This is a genomic window from Alteromonas portus (assembly GCF_005117025.1).
GTDB lineage: Bacteria > Pseudomonadota > Gammaproteobacteria > Enterobacterales > Alteromonadaceae > Alteromonas > Alteromonas portus.
In genome coordinates this window covers 97,960-116,043 of record NZ_SWCO01000008.1, presented here as the reverse complement: position 1 = coordinate 116,043, position 18,084 = coordinate 97,960, and the positions used below count along the sequence as shown (strand labels likewise).

Annotated in this window: 16 protein-coding genes; 8 read left to right on the top strand and 8 right to left on the bottom strand. The window is 43.4% G+C overall.

Going from position 1 to position 18,084, the window contains the following annotated elements:
* Positions 1-3 precede the first annotated feature (3 nt).
* The gene (locus tag E5672_RS14215) at positions 4-993 is read right to left on the bottom strand and encodes a DUF1852 domain-containing protein (protein ID WP_136782798.1); all 990 of its coding nucleotides are present in this window, start codon (positions 991-993) and stop codon (positions 4-6) included.
* 154 nt (positions 994-1,147) lie between these two features.
* Positions 1,148-1,726 (bottom strand): GrpB family protein, encoded by a 579-nt coding sequence (locus E5672_RS14210; protein WP_161569403.1) that lies wholly within the window; start codon positions 1,724-1,726, stop codon positions 1,148-1,150.
* 204 nt (positions 1,727-1,930) lie between these two features.
* Between E5672_RS14210 and E5672_RS14205 the strand changes: the two genes are divergently transcribed.
* Both E5672_RS14205 and E5672_RS14200 read left to right on the top strand, forming a co-directional pair.
* On the top strand, positions 1,931-2,800 hold the full coding sequence (locus tag E5672_RS14205) for a sterol desaturase family protein (RefSeq protein WP_136782796.1): 870 nt from the start codon (positions 1,931-1,933) through the stop codon (positions 2,798-2,800).
* Positions 2,801-3,190: 390 nt separating this feature from the next.
* Complete coding sequence (locus E5672_RS14200) at positions 3,191-3,733, top strand: hypothetical protein (protein WP_136782795.1); 543 nt, start codon at positions 3,191-3,193, stop codon at positions 3,731-3,733.
* A 187-nt stretch (positions 3,734-3,920) separates the two neighbouring features.
* Here E5672_RS14200 and E5672_RS14195 read toward each other — a convergent pair whose 3' ends face one another.
* A complete protein-coding gene (locus E5672_RS14195; RefSeq protein ID WP_136782794.1) occupies positions 3,921-4,184 on the bottom strand; it encodes a DUF7218 family protein in 264 nt (87 codons plus the stop codon).
* A 338-nt stretch (positions 4,185-4,522) separates the two neighbouring features.
* On the opposite strand from E5672_RS14195, the gene E5672_RS14190 reads away from it, so the two are divergent.
* Together E5672_RS14190 and E5672_RS14185 are read left to right on the top strand one after the other, a co-directional pair.
* Entirely contained in the window at positions 4,523-5,284 is a 762-nt protein-coding gene (locus E5672_RS14190) for a hypothetical protein (protein ID WP_136782793.1), read from the top strand.
* A gap of 299 nt (positions 5,285-5,583) precedes the next feature.
* Complete coding sequence (locus E5672_RS14185; protein ID WP_136782792.1) at positions 5,584-6,765, top strand: pyridoxal phosphate-dependent aminotransferase; 1,182 nt, start codon at positions 5,584-5,586, stop codon at positions 6,763-6,765.
* Between the two features lie 89 nt (positions 6,766-6,854).
* On the opposite strand, the gene E5672_RS14180 is transcribed toward E5672_RS14185, so the two are convergent.
* Both E5672_RS14180 and E5672_RS14175 read right to left on the bottom strand, forming a co-directional pair.
* Positions 6,855-8,030: a saccharopine dehydrogenase family protein gene (locus tag E5672_RS14180; protein WP_136782791.1), complete on the bottom strand. Its 1,176-nt coding sequence runs from the start codon at positions 8,028-8,030 to the stop codon at positions 6,855-6,857.
* Between the two features lie 138 nt (positions 8,031-8,168).
* Positions 8,169-9,383 (bottom strand): aminotransferase class I/II-fold pyridoxal phosphate-dependent enzyme, encoded by a 1,215-nt coding sequence (locus tag E5672_RS14175; protein ID WP_136782790.1) that lies wholly within the window; start codon positions 9,381-9,383, stop codon positions 8,169-8,171.
* Positions 9,384-9,571: 188 nt separating this feature from the next.
* Here E5672_RS14175 and E5672_RS14170 point away from each other — a divergent pair, with 188 nt between their 5' ends.
* Together E5672_RS14170 and zapE are read left to right on the top strand one after the other, a co-directional pair.
* The gene (locus E5672_RS14170; protein ID WP_136782789.1) at positions 9,572-12,019 is read left to right on the top strand and encodes a zinc-dependent metalloprotease; all 2,448 of its coding nucleotides are present in this window, start codon (positions 9,572-9,574) and stop codon (positions 12,017-12,019) included.
* A 126-nt stretch (positions 12,020-12,145) separates the two neighbouring features.
* On the top strand, positions 12,146-13,609 hold the full coding sequence (zapE, locus tag E5672_RS14165) for a cell division protein ZapE (protein ID WP_136782788.1): 1,464 nt from the start codon (positions 12,146-12,148) through the stop codon (positions 13,607-13,609).
* A 405-nt stretch (positions 13,610-14,014) separates the two neighbouring features.
* On the opposite strand, the gene E5672_RS14160 is transcribed toward zapE, so the two are convergent.
* The 3 genes from E5672_RS14160 to E5672_RS14150 all read right to left on the bottom strand — a co-directional run bounded on the left by E5672_RS14160 (position 14,015) and on the right by E5672_RS14150 (position 16,924).
* Positions 14,015-14,776, bottom strand: a complete 762-nt coding sequence (locus tag E5672_RS14160) for a hypothetical protein (RefSeq protein ID WP_136783026.1) — start codon at positions 14,774-14,776, stop codon at positions 14,015-14,017.
* A gap of 155 nt (positions 14,777-14,931) precedes the next feature.
* Entirely contained in the window at positions 14,932-16,050 is a 1,119-nt protein-coding gene (locus E5672_RS14155) for a M14 family metallopeptidase (RefSeq protein ID WP_136782787.1), read from the bottom strand.
* A gap of 91 nt (positions 16,051-16,141) precedes the next feature.
* The gene (locus tag E5672_RS14150; protein ID WP_136782786.1) at positions 16,142-16,924 is read right to left on the bottom strand and encodes a HesA/MoeB/ThiF family protein; all 783 of its coding nucleotides are present in this window, start codon (positions 16,922-16,924) and stop codon (positions 16,142-16,144) included.
* A gap of 124 nt (positions 16,925-17,048) precedes the next feature.
* Here E5672_RS14150 and moaB point away from each other — a divergent pair, with 124 nt between their 5' ends.
* A complete protein-coding gene (gene moaB / locus E5672_RS14145) occupies positions 17,049-17,555 on the top strand; it encodes a molybdenum cofactor biosynthesis protein B (protein ID WP_136782785.1) in 507 nt (168 codons plus the stop codon).
* Positions 17,552-18,031: a cyclic pyranopterin monophosphate synthase MoaC gene (gene moaC, locus E5672_RS14140; RefSeq protein ID WP_136782784.1), complete on the top strand. Its 480-nt coding sequence runs from the start codon at positions 17,552-17,554 to the stop codon at positions 18,029-18,031. Before moaB ends, moaC begins: the two co-directional genes overlap by 4 nt.
* Positions 18,032-18,084 lie beyond the last annotated feature (53 nt).

Genomic DNA, 18,084 nt, shown 5'->3' with positions numbered 1-18,084 from the left:
CGTTTAACTGGCGTAACTTGCTGTAAATTGCTGCAGCTTATGTTGATAAGGTTTAATAAAGTTCTCTTCCACAAACTTGCCTTGCTCGACGGCAAGGTGACTGCGTTCGTCGCGGTCGTACACAATGCGAGTGACCGAGTGATCGCTATTTTTTAAATTCGGTTTGTAACTTAAACCTGCTTGTGCGTTAGCGTTATAGATTTCAGGGCGATAGATTTTCTGAAACGTTTCCATCGTTGCGATAGTGCTTATAAGCTCTAAGTTTGTATAGTCGTTCAGTAAGTCGCCAAAGAAATAAAACGCGAAAGGCGCGGCACTGTTAGGCGGCATAAAATAACGAACGTTTAAGCCCATCTTTTTGAAATACTGCTCGGTCAACGAGGACTCGTTTGGTTGATATTCAACGCCTAAAACAGGGTGCTGGTTTTCGGTTCTGCGATAGGTTTTGTTATCGGAAACACTTAAGCAAATAACCGGGAGCTTTGAGAAATGTGCTTTATAAGCTTCTGAGTTAACGAAATACTGGAACAATTTACCGTGTAGATCGCCAAAATCGTTTGGTACGCTGAACGATGATTGGCCACGATTATGATTAGAAAGGCGAACGCTAAAATCATAATCTCGAACATAAGACGAGAAGTTATTGCCCACAATACCTTGGGTACGCTTCCCCGTTTTTTTATCGATAATGTTAGTTTGCAAAATCTCAATCGTAGGGAAGGTTTTGCCGTTACCCTCTACATCAATATCTACCGATACTATTTCTAATTCAACGGCATAGCGATCGCCACGCTCATTATCCCAGCTCGCTAACGCGTTGAACCGATTGTTAATCATACTTAACGCATCGCGTAAGTTCTCTTTTCGGCGCTCACCTCGCGCTAAATTAGCAAAATTAGTGGTGATTCGCGTGTTATCTGAAGGGCGATAATCTTCATTAAACTGAACGCTGTTAATAGTAAAAGAAAAGTCAGTGCTAACGTTGTTGTTCATGAGAGTGCGCTTCTATTCCTAAAATTAAACCGAGTACTGTGAGTGCTGTAAAAGCTATGGTTAATTTATACGTGGTTTTATTCATGAATAAAAATGACTTAATTTCATTTTTATATGAAATAAATTCATGTCATCTTGCGCTTGGAATGAGGGCTTACATCGTTTTATCCTCCCAACGCCTAGCACTAATCATAATTAGGTCACAGACCGGATCTTTCAGTTGTGAATATAAGTCTCTATCGTCTGGAATTTGGGAGGCAAGGGTTTGCTTGAAGAACGCGTAAGCCTTTGCGGTATCGTCATCAATGCTAAGATAATCTCTGAATAGAAGAGCATAGTTAAAGTTTTTTGCACCTACTTTTCGTATATGAATATTCGCTTTAAACGACCATTGTTCTGTGACCCCTTGCAGGTAAATTTTACGCCAGTCCGCAAGGCATGATTCGTTAGGCGGTAAATGATCTTGGCTCAGGTGAGCGTTAGGCAAGTTTAATTTACTTATTCGCTGGTTTATCGTGTCGCAAATAGCAGGAGATATTTCACTAACTCCAATTTGAATATCAATTCGGTCTTTAGCTGGCATGTTAGGAATAGAAGTAGAGCCAATGTGGTCAATACAAATGCAAATATCGCCTAGCGCAGATAATAAGCAGCGCTTAGCAATTTGAAACTGCTCACGCCACGCTTTTTTATAGGGGACAATTTCAACTTTATCTCGCTCTTGGTGTTTCACAGTGCAACCTTTATGCGTTAATTGACAAACTCGGATCGTTTTTCATTTAGAAACAAGAAGGTAGCAAATTGTAACAACTTAAACCATGTCGCTCGTTTATTAATCAAATTTATTCTAGTAAGGTGCGATAACTTAGAGCGGTGTGTGACGCAAGTGCACACAACAAATTTCACAGATGGAAGTGAATGCTAAAAAGGAATTGATATGAGTGTTGAAACTAGGTTTAGTACATTTTTAACGCACGGAATGCGTCAAATAGTCTATTGGTCGTTACAGCCTATTTTAATAGTCGCTTCTCTTTACTTGGCACATATTGACGCCTCCCTTGATACGCATATTTTATTTGTCACTGTAGCATTTTGTATTATTACACTTTTTGAAATTACTATTCCAGCGCGCCCTGAATGGCGAAAAAGCGCGGGTGAAACTGCTGCACTTTTGGTATTTGTGATCCTTGCCGGGGCAGCATATGCGATGATAGAAACGCTGTATGAAGCATCACTTTTCAAGTGGATGGCGAATTTAAGCGAAGCGTGGCATTTAAACATTTGGCCTTCGCAATGGCCCGTAGTCTTACAAGTATTGCTTATCTTTTCTGCACTAGAGTTTGTTAACTATTGGTATCATAGGGCGTCTCACCGATGGGGATGGCTGTGGAGGCTTTCAGGTCACAGCGCGCACCATGCGTTTAAAAAACTAAGCAGCTTAAATGCAGTTGCAAACCATCCTCTAGAAGGGTTTTTCCTTATCTTTCCTAGAGCTATTGTGGGCTTTCTTTTAGGTGGAGAGGTAGTTGGTGCTGCATTTGTTTCATTAACAGCAATAACAGCCGTCCTGGCACATAGCAACTTGAATTTAAACTCAGCGGTGGTTGGCTGGTTCTTCACAACTAATCGTTACCATATTCATCATCACTCTCAAGTGTTCAGTGAAAGCAACACTAACTATGGCTGCGTATGCATTGTGTGGGATCGTTTATTTGGCACGTTCAAAGACGCAGATACCAAAGATACTGGTATTGATGATGTTCAACCCAGTTACAAAGCACTTTTTGCAATGCCGTTCAAACGATAGGCGTGTGCATTAAACCTAATGCTTCTTTGAAACTGCGTTTAGTAAAACACGGTATATCTATTAGCCAACAACTTTACATTAAAGCGCATTTATTGCGGCGTAGACTAGGAATTTAAATGGCAAAGCTTGTGGTAATGCGCGTTAGCCTTTATTTGTTAAAGCGACGTACTCTGTCACCTTTAAGCCATTTGAGAAGTATTAGTTGAAGCCTCTAGAGGTAAACAAAGCTGAAAAGAAACGCATTCGGTTAACAAATACTTACATTGTATAAAGTAGATGCCTTGACTTACTTTATTAGCAACTTAATACTACCTATTAGTTACTTAACACTAGAAGTTATCAAGTCTACTATTTTTATTTTTGTCTTATAGGACGGCAAGGAGGCAGCCTGTGAATCTCATAAAACACATCAATTTCGTTTCGCCCTTACGCTTTTCATTACTTCTGGCTTCAGGGGTATTCATTTGTGGTTTGGCTAACGCTACACCGCAAACTAACAACAAAGAAGAATTTGTTGAACCTAAAGATATAGAAGTCGTTGAGGTAAAAGGTAAAGTTAATAAAAATAGTGGTTTTTTCCTACGTAAAATCCAGCGAACGGAGCTGGATTTTTACAGACGATTTAACGCATTAGCAGACAACAAAAAGTTCAAAGTAAGATGTAGAAAAGAGTCATCCGTAAACAGCCGAATTAAGAAGACTGTCTGCTACCCCCAGTATGCGCTTGATCGGATGTACAAGGAAACTCAGCAGGCGCTTAGACAGAACATGCCTACACCAACCATGAAAGATATCGAAGACTTAACGGTTAGCGACAGAAATGAATCTTTTGCTTATATGGAAACTGTCATTAAAAAAGACCCTGAACTGACTAAACTGCTGATAAATATGCGCAAAGCCCAGCTTGAATATGAAGAGTGGAAGTCGCAATAGTTGCGAACTTATGCTGTTCATTTTTTTGTATCTGCCGAATTTCGTTCCACAGATACTTTCGCAAACCCTGAAAGTTCGACCAATCCTTCGGACTTTTAACCAGAGATCAATAATAATTGTGCGCTGACACTTAATAATGGCCGTATATGCGTTCCTTCAACGCTGTGTAGTGACGGCCAAAGCCCCCTCAGTGATTACGCAGCGCATCAATTAACTCGTCTTTACTCATGTTTGAACGCCCGTCAATGCCCACTTCTTTGGCTTTTTGATAGAGCTCGTCTTTAGTGCGATCTTCATATCTATTGGCTTTTCCGCCATCTTTTGACGGAGTTTGTTTACTATTAGCTTGTGCATTGGCAATGCGCGCTGACTTTTCTTTGCTATAGCCTTCGTCGCGAAGGGCTTCATAGGTATCGTCATTTTTTATTTGGTTACCGTGGTCCTTAGCCATTTTAAAACTCCTGCTTATCGTGAACTCAAAAGTTTTTACTAGACCGGTTGGATAAAAGTTTAATTATTAGTATGGCTATTTTTTAGGTATCAAATTTTAAACTTTTCTTGATTAAAATTTTGCATATTTGCAGCGTTTTACTTTTCGCTGATTGCACTTCTGCAATCTAATAGCTGTGTAATCCTAGAGTCGTAATAAAGTGTCGAGAAAATTTACGATATTATAAATGTTTATTTTAACTAACTGAATTTAATGAAAATAATAAGTGGTTTAGTTTTTGCTTATTTAGGATTTTCTTATATATTCGGAAATCATAATAATTAATAAAAGGAATTAAGATGTACTTAAGAAATGCTTGTTTCTCGGCAGCCTTAATGGTGGCGGCTTCATCAGCGTCGGCCGGCATAATATTCGAGACCAGTGCTCAAAACAGAACCATAATTAGTTGGACTGGAAGTTGTTCTGATTGTTTAGGCACAAAAGGAGACGATAGCTTTTTAAATGCAATAAATGTATCAGGTAACATTGTTGTTGATGGTTTTACTTATGGAGAAGACTATCGTTTTAATTCGTCTAATCTTTATTCATTTCAGTACGATGGTCCATCGAACCATGTGGACAATCTAATTATATATAACGCGGGTTATTCTTCCGAGGATGCTTGGATTGATAACTCTGACGATATATTTAGTACTATTGAACGGACTGAGTTTCTCACAACAGTAACTGGCACGGTTTCTCCAGAGGGCTACTATGCTGAATTCGGCGAAAATTTAAGCGTTGTAGGCAAAATTACGGGAGACCTAGAAAGTTACTTCTTATCAATATCTTTCGATACTTATGTTCCTGTGGACCCCTTGACCGGCGAATATATCAAGATGAGTACTTTAGTCAATTCAGGTCAAGAAGCTCTTTTGAAATTGATTACGTTCGATTTGGAATTTTTCGACGACGGAACTTGGTATATCAAAGCTAATGACGAAGCTTATGATATCGGCCGAAACGCACAACTTTCAGTTACTCAAGTTTCAGAACCAACATCATTTGGTGTTTTTTTGTTATCGCTTATAGCTTTTTCAAGAGCTAGACGCGCTAGTTAGACTGACTTAGCACAGTTTGTGTAAGTCCATATTTTAAAGCGTGTAATAACACGCTTTAAAATATACTCTGCTAAATCCGAGAAAAAATGTCATTCATCGCAAACGCTTAAATGCTAATAAAAGCGCTGCACCGCAATGTAACCGCTTAACACGTTAAAACTACTTACATTGTCAATTTTAGTGCGTTTTATGCACAGAAAAAGTGCAATTGTGTCAATGGTTTAGCATTTTTAGGCTATTGCGCGTTCAAAACCAAGCCTTTAGTCTAAAGACATTGTAGATGGAAGGCTGAGCGAAATATGAATAAAAATGTACAACAAACCACGATAAATTCTTCACGTCGAAATTGGTTAAAATCAGTGGGGTTAGGGGCTGGTGCAGTGGCCCTGACGACGAGTGTCGACAGTATTATGGGCGACCTGCATGCGGCGGGAATGCCCACCGAACATTTTCCGTCGGCTACACCTAACGTGAACGATGGTCTTATTCGCTTATCGTCAAATGAAAACGCCTTTGGACCTTCGAAAAAGGCCGCTAAGGCAATGCAAAGCGAGCTTTTGAACCTAGCGCGTTATACCGACGCTACGGTTGAAGTGTTGGCGCAAAAAATTGCTAAGCAAGAAGGCGTATCTGCTGACCAAATCGTTATCACAAACGGTTCTTCACCAATTCTTTTTGGCTATGCCGACTGGATCACGAAAAATGGTAATAAGCTAGTAACGTCTATGGCAACCTATGAAGGTGTACCGCGAGGCGCTGAATTTATGGGCGCAGATGTGACTTACGTGCCCCTTGCTAATGACATGACTTTCGACCTAGACGCCATTGAAGCGGCAGTAACTGAAGATACAACCGCCGTTTATGTATGTAATCCAAACAATCCAACGGGCAGCATGGTAGATGCGGCTAAACTTACCGCGTTTGCAAAACGCGTATCGAAGAAAGCGCAAGTCTTTATTGATGAAGCCTACATTGAAATGTCAGATGCTTACCCGGCTAACGTGCAGTCGAAGCTAGTAGCAGAAGGGCATAATGTAGTAATTTGCCGCACATTCTCGAAAATTCACGCCATGGCAGGCCAGCGTTTAGGTTACGCCATTATGCCAGCTGAGCAAGCGAAAACCATGGGCGGTATGCTGCGAATGGGGGGCGTAAACTACTTGGCACTCGTTGCAGGTATGGCAAGTATGGATGACCACGCGAATCTAAACACTATGCGTTCACGGATTAAGACTGAACGTGACAAGTTAGTAAAAGTTGCCAAAGAATTAAAGCAGCCATATGCGCCGAATCCACAAGGGAATTTCATTTACATGGATACGGGCATGCCGCACGACAAGTTCGCAGAAAAAATGAAAGCCCAAGGTATAAAGGTAGTAGGGCGCACTTGGCCAGGTTACGATTCATGGTCGCGAATAAGTGTGGGGACGCCTGCAGAAACCGATGCCTGTGTTAAAGCATTAAAAGCAGTACTTGCTTAGAAAAACAATAATAACACCTAGCGCAGAAAGAAAAGGCTGAACACTATTTGTGTTCAGCTTTTTTCAAATTAGTTGTGCGAAAATGCACGCTACTTTTCGATAGCAAACGTTAAGCCTGCTTTTTCTTCAAGGCGGCTAATTAACTTATCGCCTAAGGCTGCTGCTGGTGTAAAAAAGCCGCCCGATAGGTTTACGTCTTTACACAAGCAAAGCGCCGATTCTGAAATCATCTTGCTGGTAGAGCCATAGCCAGGGTCTTTATCGCCTTTAACCGATACGGCTAGCATATCGCCATTTTTGGCTGTGCCTACAAACATTACATCGTAAAAACCGTTCTCGCGCTCTTCCTTGCTTGGGCCTTCCCCAGGCTTAGGGCCATCATCGCTAGCCAGAGACTTATCTTTAGCTACGTGGTTTGCCATGGCTTCACCTTTTTCGCCAGGCCCCGTCATCATCATTTCATCGTACTGAAAGTTCTTACCGTAAGCGTAGCCTGCTAGGTAATTAGAGCGGTGAACATTCTTGGTATTGATAGCAGCCATGATAAATGGCGCTACCCACGTACCTAACTGTTCGTCAAAATAGGGTTTGTTGCCATCTGGCTGTGGTTGGTTAGTCGAACCGTCGGTTAGCGAGAGAGGGTTGATAAGCGCAGCCATTACTGATTTGTCTTTGTGCGCTGCAGCCATTGTCGCTTTCAAACTAGCAGCCGTACCTCCAGAGAACGTGCCCTGCATTTTGCGTACTCGACCTTTTACATATTCGATTACTTCGCCGGTTTGCTTTTTAGCATGTTCTTGTAAGTAGTGAACACCTAAATCGAATGGCACAGAGTCGAAGCCGCAAGAAAACACAATGTTGGCACCCGTTTCCTTAGCTTTTGCTTCGTACTTGTTGATCATTTGGTGCATCCACGCCGGTTCACCACATAAATCTGTATAGCCTGTACCATTATCAACACACGCTGATAGTAACTTTTCGCCGTAAATTTGGTATGGTCCTACGGTAGTCAGTACAACGGCTGTGCGCTTTGTCATTGCGTCAAGTGCCTCGCCATCATCACCGTCGGCTACGATGCTAGTAACGCTGTCGCTAATGCCTAGTTCTTGTTTTACATCATTAAGTTTAGCTTCGTTGCGACCTGCTACTGCCCATTTAACATTGCTGTCATTGCCATATTGCGCCTGAAAATACTCAGCCACTAGTTTGCCCGTAAAACCAGTGGCACCGAAAATAACTACATCAAATTCCCGTTCGTTACTCATTGTTTTGTCCTGTTTTATATCGTTTCGACACGTGTCATCAATATGTATTACCCAATATACGCACAAGTGCAGATATCTTTCATTTTTTTAGATAATATTTGTCTATTCACGAAATTAAACAGCTGTCGACAAAACGCGCTATCTTAGTGACTCAATAAACTTAGCCAGTCGTGAAAGCCCTTCGCTAAGGCGTTCAATGTTGGTCGCGAAGGACAGCCGTACATAGTGGTCGGCATTGTGCTCGCCAAAATCATTGCCTGGTGTCAGCGCCACATAATACTGCGAGAGTAGAGCATCACAGAATTCGATAGCACTTAAGCCCGTATGCTTAATGTTGATGTAAGCGTAAAACGCGCCGTCAGGCTTTGCATCCAAACTAAGCCCCATATTTTTAAGCGCATTAAAAACAAGAGATGAACGCTCTATCAGCGTATTGCGGTTTTGCTCACACTGCGCCAAGGCATCAGGGGTAAAGCACGCAAGTGCGGCTTTTTGAGAAAGGGTAGAAGGGCAAATAAACAAATTCTGCGCGAGCTTCTCGACTATTGAGGTCATTGTCTCAGGCACCACGCACCAGCCAAGACGCCAACCTGTCATACCAAAGTATTTTGAAAAGCTGTTTATGACTACCACAGTGTCCTGCAGTTCTGCGTTGGCAAGCACAGTTTGGAGTTTTTTGTCATTTGATATAGACGCGTCAGTATCCACTTGAACATCCAATGAAAGCGCTAGGTCTAAATAAATTTCATCAACAATTAAAAAGCCACCCTTGGCTTTGCAGTATTGTCCAATCTTAATCAGCTCGTCTGTTTCTATCGCCGTGCCTGTAGGGTTGGCAGGTGTGGCGATAAGCACGCCTTTCGTGTTGTGTTTCCAATTATCGGCAACACTTTCGGCAGTTAGTTGAAAGCTATCTTCACTACGTGTTGGTACTAGCGTTACCTCTGCGCCAAACGCGTTTAAAAAGCGTCGATTGCACGGGTAAGAAGGGTCGCCCAATATCACGTTGTCGCCAGGCTCTACTAGAGCGGCGCTTGCCAAAAGTAGCGCGCCTGAAGCACCAGCGGTAACTACGACTCGTGATGGGCTTAGTTTTACTTCATGTTGGGTTTCATAAAAGCTAGCAATTGATTGACGTAGTTCTGGAATACCCAATGCAGAGGTATAGGGAAAATCAGGAATATCCAAGCTTTCTTTCATTGCCGCAAGTACTGCCGCTGGAGCGCCAAAATCAGGCTCGCCTAAATTAAGCCTAATAACATCTTTACCTTGCTCTTCTAGTACGGTGGCTTTTTCGCCATAGGCCATGGCGAGAAACGGAGAAATAGCGGTAGCGCGAGAGGTAAACTTCAAAATTAAACCCTTCATAGTTTGAGCTGGTTAAATCGATAGCGCAATTAGGGCTTACTCTTGGCTGTGATTCAAGTAAATTCTCCAGAAAAACTGGTCAGCTTGGCGTGGGCGTAAAAACGACGAATTACCATGGGCAAAATCTCTTACATAGGGTAGGCTAGAAATTCACAATAATAAGGACTAACTGCATGCTGCAATTGAACATTTTTCACAAAGCCGCGCGACAGGTGAAAGCATCGGGTAAATCAGCTATTGCGTTTACGGTATTGTTTGTCGTGTCTGCATCTTCAGCTTGGGCAGCGTTACCAAGCATCGGTGAATTCACCAGCGATATGACCAAAAAAGACGGGTTAATCCCCGTTTACTATGACGATGAAAGCGACAAAGTTTACTTGGCCGTGCCTACAATCGATGCCGAATATTTGTTCCAAAGCAGTTTGCCATATGGCGTAGGTTCAAACGATATTGGCCTTGATCGCGGCCAGTTAGGCGACACGCGCTTAGTCAGCTTTGAAAAATTTGGTAATAAGGTTTTATTAAAGCAGCACAACACCAAATACCGCGCGGCCCACGGCAGCGACGCTGAAAAGCAGAGTATTGATGAAGCTTTCGCAGATTCGGTTATTGCTGGTTTTACGCTGGTAGCAAAAAGCGACGAAGTTAGCCTTATCGACTATACGCCTTTTCTGTTAAGTGATATTCACGGTATAGGAAACCGTATGGCGCGAACCAACCAAGGTAGCTTCAGCGTTGATAAAATGCGAAGCGGTGTGTACTTACCTAAAACTAAAGGCTTTGAAAAAAATACTGAATTAGAAGCTTTAGTCACTTTTGCAGGTAAAAAGCCGGGCGAATACGTGCAGCAAGTTACGCCCGATCCAGAAAGTGTGACGGTTCACTTGCATCACTCGTTTGTGGCACTGCCTGACGATAACTACACGCCCAGAGAGTACCACCCATACTCAGGCTACTGGAAATTCAGCTACTTTGATTACTCTACGCCTATAAGTGAGCCTACCGAACAGCGTTTTATTACCCGCCATCGTTTACACAAGAAAACCCCGCATGCTGCAATGAGCGAAGCAGTAGAGCCTATCGTGTATTATCTAGATCCAGGCATTCCCGAGCCGGTAATGACCGCGCTTAAAGAAGGGGCGAGTTGGTGGAATCAAGCCTATGAAGCTGCAGGTTATAAAGACGCGTTTCAGGTGAAAGTATTGCCAGAAGGGGCCGACCCAATGGACGTGCGTTACAACGTGATTAACTGGGTGCACCGCGCAACGCGGGGTTGGTCGTACGGCTCGTCGGTTGTCGACCCGCGCACGGGCGAAATTATCAAAGGTCACGTTACTTTAGGTTCGCTGCGTGTAAGACAAGATTATTTAATTGCCCTAGGCCTAACCAGCCCGTTCAAAGAGGGTAATACCGACACCACGGTGCAGCAAGAGATGGCGCTAGACCGCATTAGGCAACTGTCTGCTCACGAAGTAGGGCATACGCTAGGCATAGCACACAATTTTGCAGCAAGTGAAAACAACCGTGCGTCGGTGATGGATTATCCTCATCCCAAAATTAGTATTAAAAACGGCAAAATCAGCTTGGAAGGCGCTTATGATAAAGGCATAGGCGAATGGGATATACACGCCGTAGCATATGGTTACCAAGACTTTGCCAGCGACGTAGAGGAAGCCGAAGCCTTAGCAAAAATCATCGTAAAAGGTCGTAATGAGGGCTTAAGCTTTAAGTCAGACCCAGATACCCGCAGCAGTCGCCATGCATCGGCAAATGGCCATATGTGGGAAAACGGGAGCAATCCGCTAGATGCCTTCGATGAAATTTCACAAGTGCGCGAACTGGCGTTAGCCAATTTAGGCCTAGATACCTTAAGCCCGAACAGCAGTTTGTCGTCTCTTGAAAATGCTTTAGTACCTATTTACTTGCTACATCGCTATCAGCTAGAAGCTGTAGCAAAGCAAGTCGGCGGTTTAGTGTATGAATACGAACGTAAAGGTGACTACACCCAAGCGCAGGGCCAACAGTTTGTAGCGCTTGCAGTGCAGCAACGCGCTATGCAACAGTTACTGACTGCGACTACCGCCGATTACCTGACCATTCCTGAGTCGGTTCTCGCCCTTATTCCACCTACGGCCTATGGCGACGATATTACCCGCGAGCACTTTAAGGGAAAAATGGGTTTAATGTTAGACCCTGTTTCTGCCGCTGCTTCGGCATCTAACTTCGCGTTTGAATTATTGTTGCACCCAGAGCGCTTAAACCGTTTGGAGTGGCAAACAAGAAGTACTAATGACAGACGCAAAAAAGTAGGCGTTTCAATGTTAGTGAAACAAATACTAAACGTTCACTGGTATAAAAATAAGTCGCAAAGCCCACTAGCAAAACGCTTACAGTTAGTGGCGTTAAATGCAGTGATGAAAGCTGTAACTAACGATAAGTTGGCGCCAGAAGTAAGAATGGAAGCTGAACTTGCTTTAATTGAATTTAGCGAATGGCTAGACGATAAGGCTGACGACAATCAGTATGAAATACTGAAAGAGCAGTTTGATACCTATTGGGCTAGTAAGACATGGCCAGGTGCTTTTGAAATAGAACCGCTTCCGCCAGGTTCGCCGATTTAAAACACGCTCTTATCACCTATTGGGTAATAAAGGAGGTTGAAGCTTGGGGCTTTGTTACAAACTCGTTTGATACCCATAAAGAAATTTAGCGTACTAAATTACCTTGTTGATAAACTCATCAGGTTCATGATGAAGAATATAGCAGTACAACATCGCACCGCTCGGCGGTCATTTCTGACAGCCCCAGTGACAAAAGCGTATGAACGTATGGTGGATGCCGGAGAGGTGAGACGAGATAATGCCCAAGTCGCTCTCGCGGCAAAACTCGATGTTCTACACGAGTCTCTTGCCTCGCTCCCACCAAGACGAGTGCGCACCAATAAACCGACAAGCAGCTCTGAAAGCCGCAGACCGCTGTTACTGTCATTGGTGCGAACCTTGGTATCAGCCCGGTCCTTTTTTCGAAAGAAGTTCGATTTGTGGTATTTCGGTTCACCACCGCGAGGTATTTACATTCATGGCCCGGTTGGGGTAGGAAAGAGCTTTTTAATGGATCTCTTTTACGCGTCGGTTGCTGGTTCTGCTGATAATTATCGCTGTAATAATCGCAATTACAAACACGCAAAAATAACCAAACGCCGCGTGCACTTTCATGAATTCATGTTAGACGTCCATCACCGAATATTTGTATACAAACAACAGTACCCAAGAGATGATGCGCTACCGATCATTGCACAACAATTAGCGCAAGAAGCCCAGCTTCTTTGTTTCGATGAATTCCAAGTCACGGACGTTGCCGATGCCATGATTTTGAAACGACTTTTTTTATTCCTATCGGAATGGAATGTGGTGGTGGTGGCCACCTCGAATCGCGCCCCCGATGCTCTGTACGAGGGAGGCATTAACCGCTCTCTCTTTTTGCCATTCATAGACATGTTAGAACACACGTTCGACATTGTTTCAATGGAAGATTCCAGTGTGGATTATCGGCTCGAAACTCGAGCGGATGGCCAATCCTACTTTTGGTCGAGCAAAGATGCTTATGGCGGTGTTGATGACTACATACAGGCGCAGTTGGAAGAAATATTTGGTGGCACTGCATTCACAACTGAGACCGAGAGCATTTCTGTCCACTTTGGTCGCACTGTCCAAGTCGCCCGATTGAATGACCGATGCGCCTGGTTTGAATTTTCCGAGTTGTGCTATCAACCGCTTGGGGCGGCCGATTATATTTCCCTCTGCCGGCGATTTCCGGTCATCATCATGGAACGCGTCCCCCAATTAAACGCCAATCACCTCAACGAAGCACGCCGATTTGTGACCCTAATTGACGCATGTTATGAATCCCGTACCCGCTTAGTGCTGGCGGCACAAGTCCCGCTCGACGAACTGTTTGTTGATTTTGAAGCACATGTTGAGAGTAGCGAAGGCGACGGAGAATTGATTGTCAGTGAGAAGGGGGGCAACTCGAGTTCCTTCGCTACGACCATGATCCGCACCAAGGAGGGAGAATATTATGAGTGGTCGGCGACGGGACGAGTTGGCGTGTCATTGGCACAATTTTCGTCCGCCAGTGATCTCGCCTTTTCCTTTAGACGAGCAGCGTCTCGGCTGGTAGAAATGGGTGGACAAGAATGGGGACGGCAATGACCAATGGTTTTTATCTTGTAAACCTTTGGCAGAGCAGGGGGCTTGCGTTAGACTTCTTACTCCTGACTCGCTTTGACCACAAGCGTCTGTAATTAAATCAGTTGTTAAAAACTTCAACAACTCAACTTACTTCGCAATGCTAAGTAAAATGTAAGTTTTATTAGTTGTTAAAGGTCAGACTTTAGTGAAAGTCACGCCCTTACTTTTGTGTTTGTTCAGATGAAAAATAGATGGATTCTCTTTATTCACGTCAACGTTTCACCTTATGTAAGGATAGCGTTGTATTCACTATTTGAATTTAAGGTATTTTGAATACACACGAATTGCGGTGACTGGCATCAAAACAAAAGCACGAAATATTTAGGGGCTAGGCACTTAACTTGCGAGTTATATCAAAAACAGGCATTAGTTAGTCTGATAGTAAAAGCTACTATCTGAAACTTTTTGAACAATGTCGTATTCCAATCCTATGTGGTTATAGTCGCCAGAAGTTGGAATAGTTGATTGGTGATTAATCACAATTCCCCAGTGGTTATCACTTATACCTCCAAAAATTATGTTGAAACTCTCTTCGTTTACCTTCGTGATTGCAGCAACGTCATACTTAGCCATTACCTCTCTCAGTGACTTCGTAGTCTCAGATAATGCCAGCAATTCAGAAGCTTGTTCAGGCGTGGATAACTTGTAATCACTGGACGGGATAAATCCTGCCTTTTCGGATGGATAGTAGGTAATAAGCTGCGTTGGACTATAAAACGTATTATTTATGCGAAAAACATGTGACGTAGTTTGCTGTACAATATAAATATTCTTACTTTGCCTCAACCCTTCAACTTCAAGCTTCGAGTCCACTAAAAAGTCTTTTATCCGCTCAATTCTTTCTTCTTTACATTTTTGCTCTTTACATATTGAAATACTTGGTAAATTAGCCAGCTGCTTCTTATTGATATTTAGCAATCGACTTCCAAATACCCCAAAATTGAAATTTGCAAAAGCTTGCTTGTCGTTATTGTTGATGAAATGCGTTGGACGAACATCCAGCAGGCTAAATGGATAAAATGAGGGAAGATATGCTAGCTGTATATCCGTTTTCGGAAGCATCTCATCCACATGTTTAAGCAGCTCTCTGTACTCGCTATCAATTTCTTTGTTGAAATAGGGGGGCATACCTCCAAAAGCAGACGTCGCAATTATTAAACTGCAACATAATAAAAAAGCCCTAATCATTTTTATTTAAAATCCTTATAAATTAACAAGCTATGATGATAATCGAACACAACATTATCATTTCTAAATGAGTCCGCGCAATGTTCGTTGTTCGCTCACAACTCCTTATAATTCGTAAACACCTTGTACAACTGTGTACCACTTAACACCGAAGCCGACGGGAAGTGCAGAATAGGGATCAAATCGCAAGGCGCTTCTAAGGTCCTGCTGCCGTTGTCGGTATCTAGGTCGTCAATATTTAAAATTTGCGCTAGCGGTTCACCTTTCTTAACCGTTTGGCCTGGTTTTGCCATGTACTCCACCATGCCGCCCCAGTTAGTAAACAGGGTTTTATAGTCTTTTAAATACACGCCTAAACGCTGCATTTCTTTCGGTTTAATGTCACACTCGTGCAATACACCTTTAGCGTTCAGGTAGCTAAGAATACTGGTGGCGTCTATATTACCTTCGTTAAAATCGATCACTTCTTGGCTACCCATTTCTAGCGTGAAAGCCTCTACGTTAAAGCTAATCTCGCGCTCTAAATTAGTTTTTATGCTTTCTTGCAGTGTCCACCAAGGGCAGAACGTCGCTTCGTCTAGCGCACCTGCAAATACGTTAGGTATAAAAATACAGTGAGGAATGTTAAACAGCTTAGCACTGTCTTTGGCGTACTCGGGAATATAAACGTGACGGGTAGACACCGGGCCGTTGTGAAGATCTAGAACAAAGTCGGCGTTTACCGCCATTTGTTGTAGTTTCAGGTTTAGCTGCTGCGCCAAGCCTAAACCCCAGGGTTCGGCCAGTTTGTTGTCGATAGCGTTAGATAAATGAGCGCGAAAACGTTGTTTTATGCCTTCAATAGACTCTTCGCGGGTTACCGTTTTAGCGAAATGCTTAACCGCTTCTTTATCGAAGAAATAGCCGCGGTTCCAGTTTGTGCCGTTCACAGGGTCGAAACGGCCTAATGTGTATTCACCGGCTTTAATGTTAGTACCAATGGGATTACAGTTGGGCACTAGGATAATTTCGCCGCAAATATCCATGTCTTTTAAGCGCTGAATGAGATGGTAAATAACCACGTTGCCTTGCACTTCAGCGCCGTGAATAGAGCTTTGAATATACACGGTGGGGCCAGGGCGCGCGCCCTTCATACGATAAATAGGCACGTTCATGTTACGTCCAGACGCGTTTTGCGCCACTACCATGTGTTTTTTCACTACTTGGGTTGTCATTTAAATCAACCTATTTTCTGTCTTGTTCTTTGTTTAAATATGCTGCTTTTAAACACAGCTTTTGTCATTCATGCTGCAAAAGCACGTATTGTTAGCAAGCACATAGCTCGCAATCTACGCCTTTAGGTAGTTTCCAGTTTCGCCACTCGTGCGACAGAGCATCAAACGTCATTAACGTGTTTTTAGGAATATTATCGAAATCCATCAATACTTGCATAGCTAGCATTGCTTGGTAAGTACCAACAATATTTACTACTGGCGAGAATATACCTGCCTCAACACAGCTTAAATCGGGTGATTCAAATAGCGTTCGTAAGCATGCATAGCAGCGGCTCTCACCGGGTATAGCTACGAAAAGCTGGCCTTCAAAGCGAATGGCTGCACCCGATACTAGCGGGGTATTTAGTTTAAAACACAGTAGGTTTATTAAATCTCGCGAGTCTGTATTGTCCGTGCAATCTAGCACAACGTCAGCACGCTCTATGGCCTGTTTTAACGCTGGTGACAGCTGAGTATTGCCCTTAGTACTGCTGGGCGCCGAAAACGGTTCTGCCATTACGGTAATGTCGCAGTCGCTGTTTATTGCAGTAAGCCGCGCTTTAGCCGCCTCTACTTTATTTGTGCCTACATCTTGTTCGCTAAACAAGGTTTGCCTTGGCAGGTTGGTGGCCTCAACTGTGTCGTGGTCGATAAGTGTAAGAGAGCCCACGCCACTGGCGCAAAGGTTAGTAGCAGCCGCGGTGCCAAGCCCGCCAATACCAATGATACAAATATTGGCGTTTAGCAGCGCTTCTTGACCGTCTAGGTCCACTTTTGGAAGCACGATATGGCGGTTATAACGCATAGCCTGCTGATGAGTTAGGCTTTTAGACATAGTTTATGCCAACTTAATTGTTGAATTCATGGCATGCACCCTTATAAAGTGATTACCAAATAGTATTTTGGCTGGTACTTTATCAAAAACCGCCAAAATGTCGCATATCAAATTAGGATTTCATATGTCAGTTGTCAGCCAACCCCTTAATATTGCCGTACTCACTATTTCAGATACGCGCACCCTCGAAAACGACAAGTCGGGAGACTACTTGAAAGAGGCTCTTACCTCGGTTGGCCATAACCTTTACGATCGCGATTTGGTGAAAGACGATATTTATCAGCAGCGCGCCGTGGTGTCGAAATGGATTGCCGATAAAAACATTCACGCCGCATTAATTACCGGTGGTACAGGTTTTACCCACCGTGACTCAACGCCAGAGGCCATCAGTGTATTGTTCGATAAAGAAGTCGACGGCTTTGGCGAGCTATTCCGTCAAATTAGCTATGAAGAGATTGGCACATCAACCATTCAGTCTCGCGCGGTTGCGGGCTTTGCTAATAATACGGTTATTTTCTGCTTACCAGGCTCAACAGGCGCGTGTCGTACGGCGTGGGAAAAAATTATTTCTAGCCAGCTTGATGCCGACTTTAGACCGTGTAATTTTGTGAAGCATTTGGTGGAAGCATGAGTACCTTTAGCCATTTAAACGCTGGTGGCGAAGCTAACATGGTAGACGTTAGCGACAAAGACGTTACCAAGCGAGAAGCCACAGCAGAAGGTTTTTTATACGTAAGCGAAGACGTTATTCGCCAAATCTCTGAAGCAAAAATTGCGAAAGGTGATGTATTTGCAGTTGCCCGTGTAGCGGGTATTCAAGGGGCAAAACGCTGCGCGGATCTTATTCCTCTTTGTCACCCATTGGCACTGTCAAAGGTGGATATAAACTTCGACATTCAGGCCGACCAAAACCGAATTCAAGCCACCTGCTATTGCAAGCTAAGCGGTAAAACCGGCGTTGAAATGGAAGCGCTCACGGGCGTAAATGTGGCGCTGTTAACCTTGTTTGATATGTGCAAAGCCATCGACCCTGGCATGCATATGGAAGGGATACGGGTACTAGAGAAAAAAGGCGGTAAGACAGGCCATTGGCAGTCTGATTCTTAGTGCACATGAAAAGTAGCTAGCTTAAAAATAAACGAGCCTAAAGTGCATAAAGT

Coding starts and splice junctions, on each gene's coding strand:
- E5672_RS14215 (WP_136782798.1), bottom strand. CDS start 993: ATGAACAACAACGTTAGCACTGACTTTTCTTTTACTATTAACAGCGTT.
- E5672_RS14205 (WP_136782796.1), top strand. CDS start 1,931: ATGAGTGTTGAAACTAGGTTTAGTACATTTTTAACGCACGGAATGCGT.
- E5672_RS14195 (WP_136782794.1), bottom strand. CDS start 4,184: ATGGCTAAGGACCACGGTAACCAAATAAAAAATGACGATACCTATGAA.
- E5672_RS14190 (WP_136782793.1), top strand. CDS start 4,523: ATGTACTTAAGAAATGCTTGTTTCTCGGCAGCCTTAATGGTGGCGGCT.
- E5672_RS14185 (WP_136782792.1), top strand. CDS start 5,584: ATGAATAAAAATGTACAACAAACCACGATAAATTCTTCACGTCGAAAT.
- E5672_RS14180 (WP_136782791.1), bottom strand. CDS start 8,030: ATGAGTAACGAACGGGAATTTGATGTAGTTATTTTCGGTGCCACTGGT.
- E5672_RS14170 (WP_136782789.1), top strand. CDS start 9,572: ATGCTGCAATTGAACATTTTTCACAAAGCCGCGCGACAGGTGAAAGCA.
- zapE (WP_136782788.1), top strand. CDS start 12,146: ATGATGAAGAATATAGCAGTACAACATCGCACCGCTCGGCGGTCATTT.
- E5672_RS14160 (WP_136783026.1), bottom strand. CDS start 14,776: ATGCCCCCCTATTTCAACAAAGAAATTGATAGCGAGTACAGAGAGCTG.
- E5672_RS14155 (WP_136782787.1), bottom strand. CDS start 16,050: ATGACAACCCAAGTAGTGAAAAAACACATGGTAGTGGCGCAAAACGCG.
- E5672_RS14150 (WP_136782786.1), bottom strand. CDS start 16,924: ATGTCTAAAAGCCTAACTCATCAGCAGGCTATGCGTTATAACCGCCAT.
- moaB (WP_136782785.1), top strand. CDS start 17,049: ATGTCAGTTGTCAGCCAACCCCTTAATATTGCCGTACTCACTATTTCA.
- moaC (WP_136782784.1), top strand. CDS start 17,552: ATGAGTACCTTTAGCCATTTAAACGCTGGTGGCGAAGCTAACATGGTA.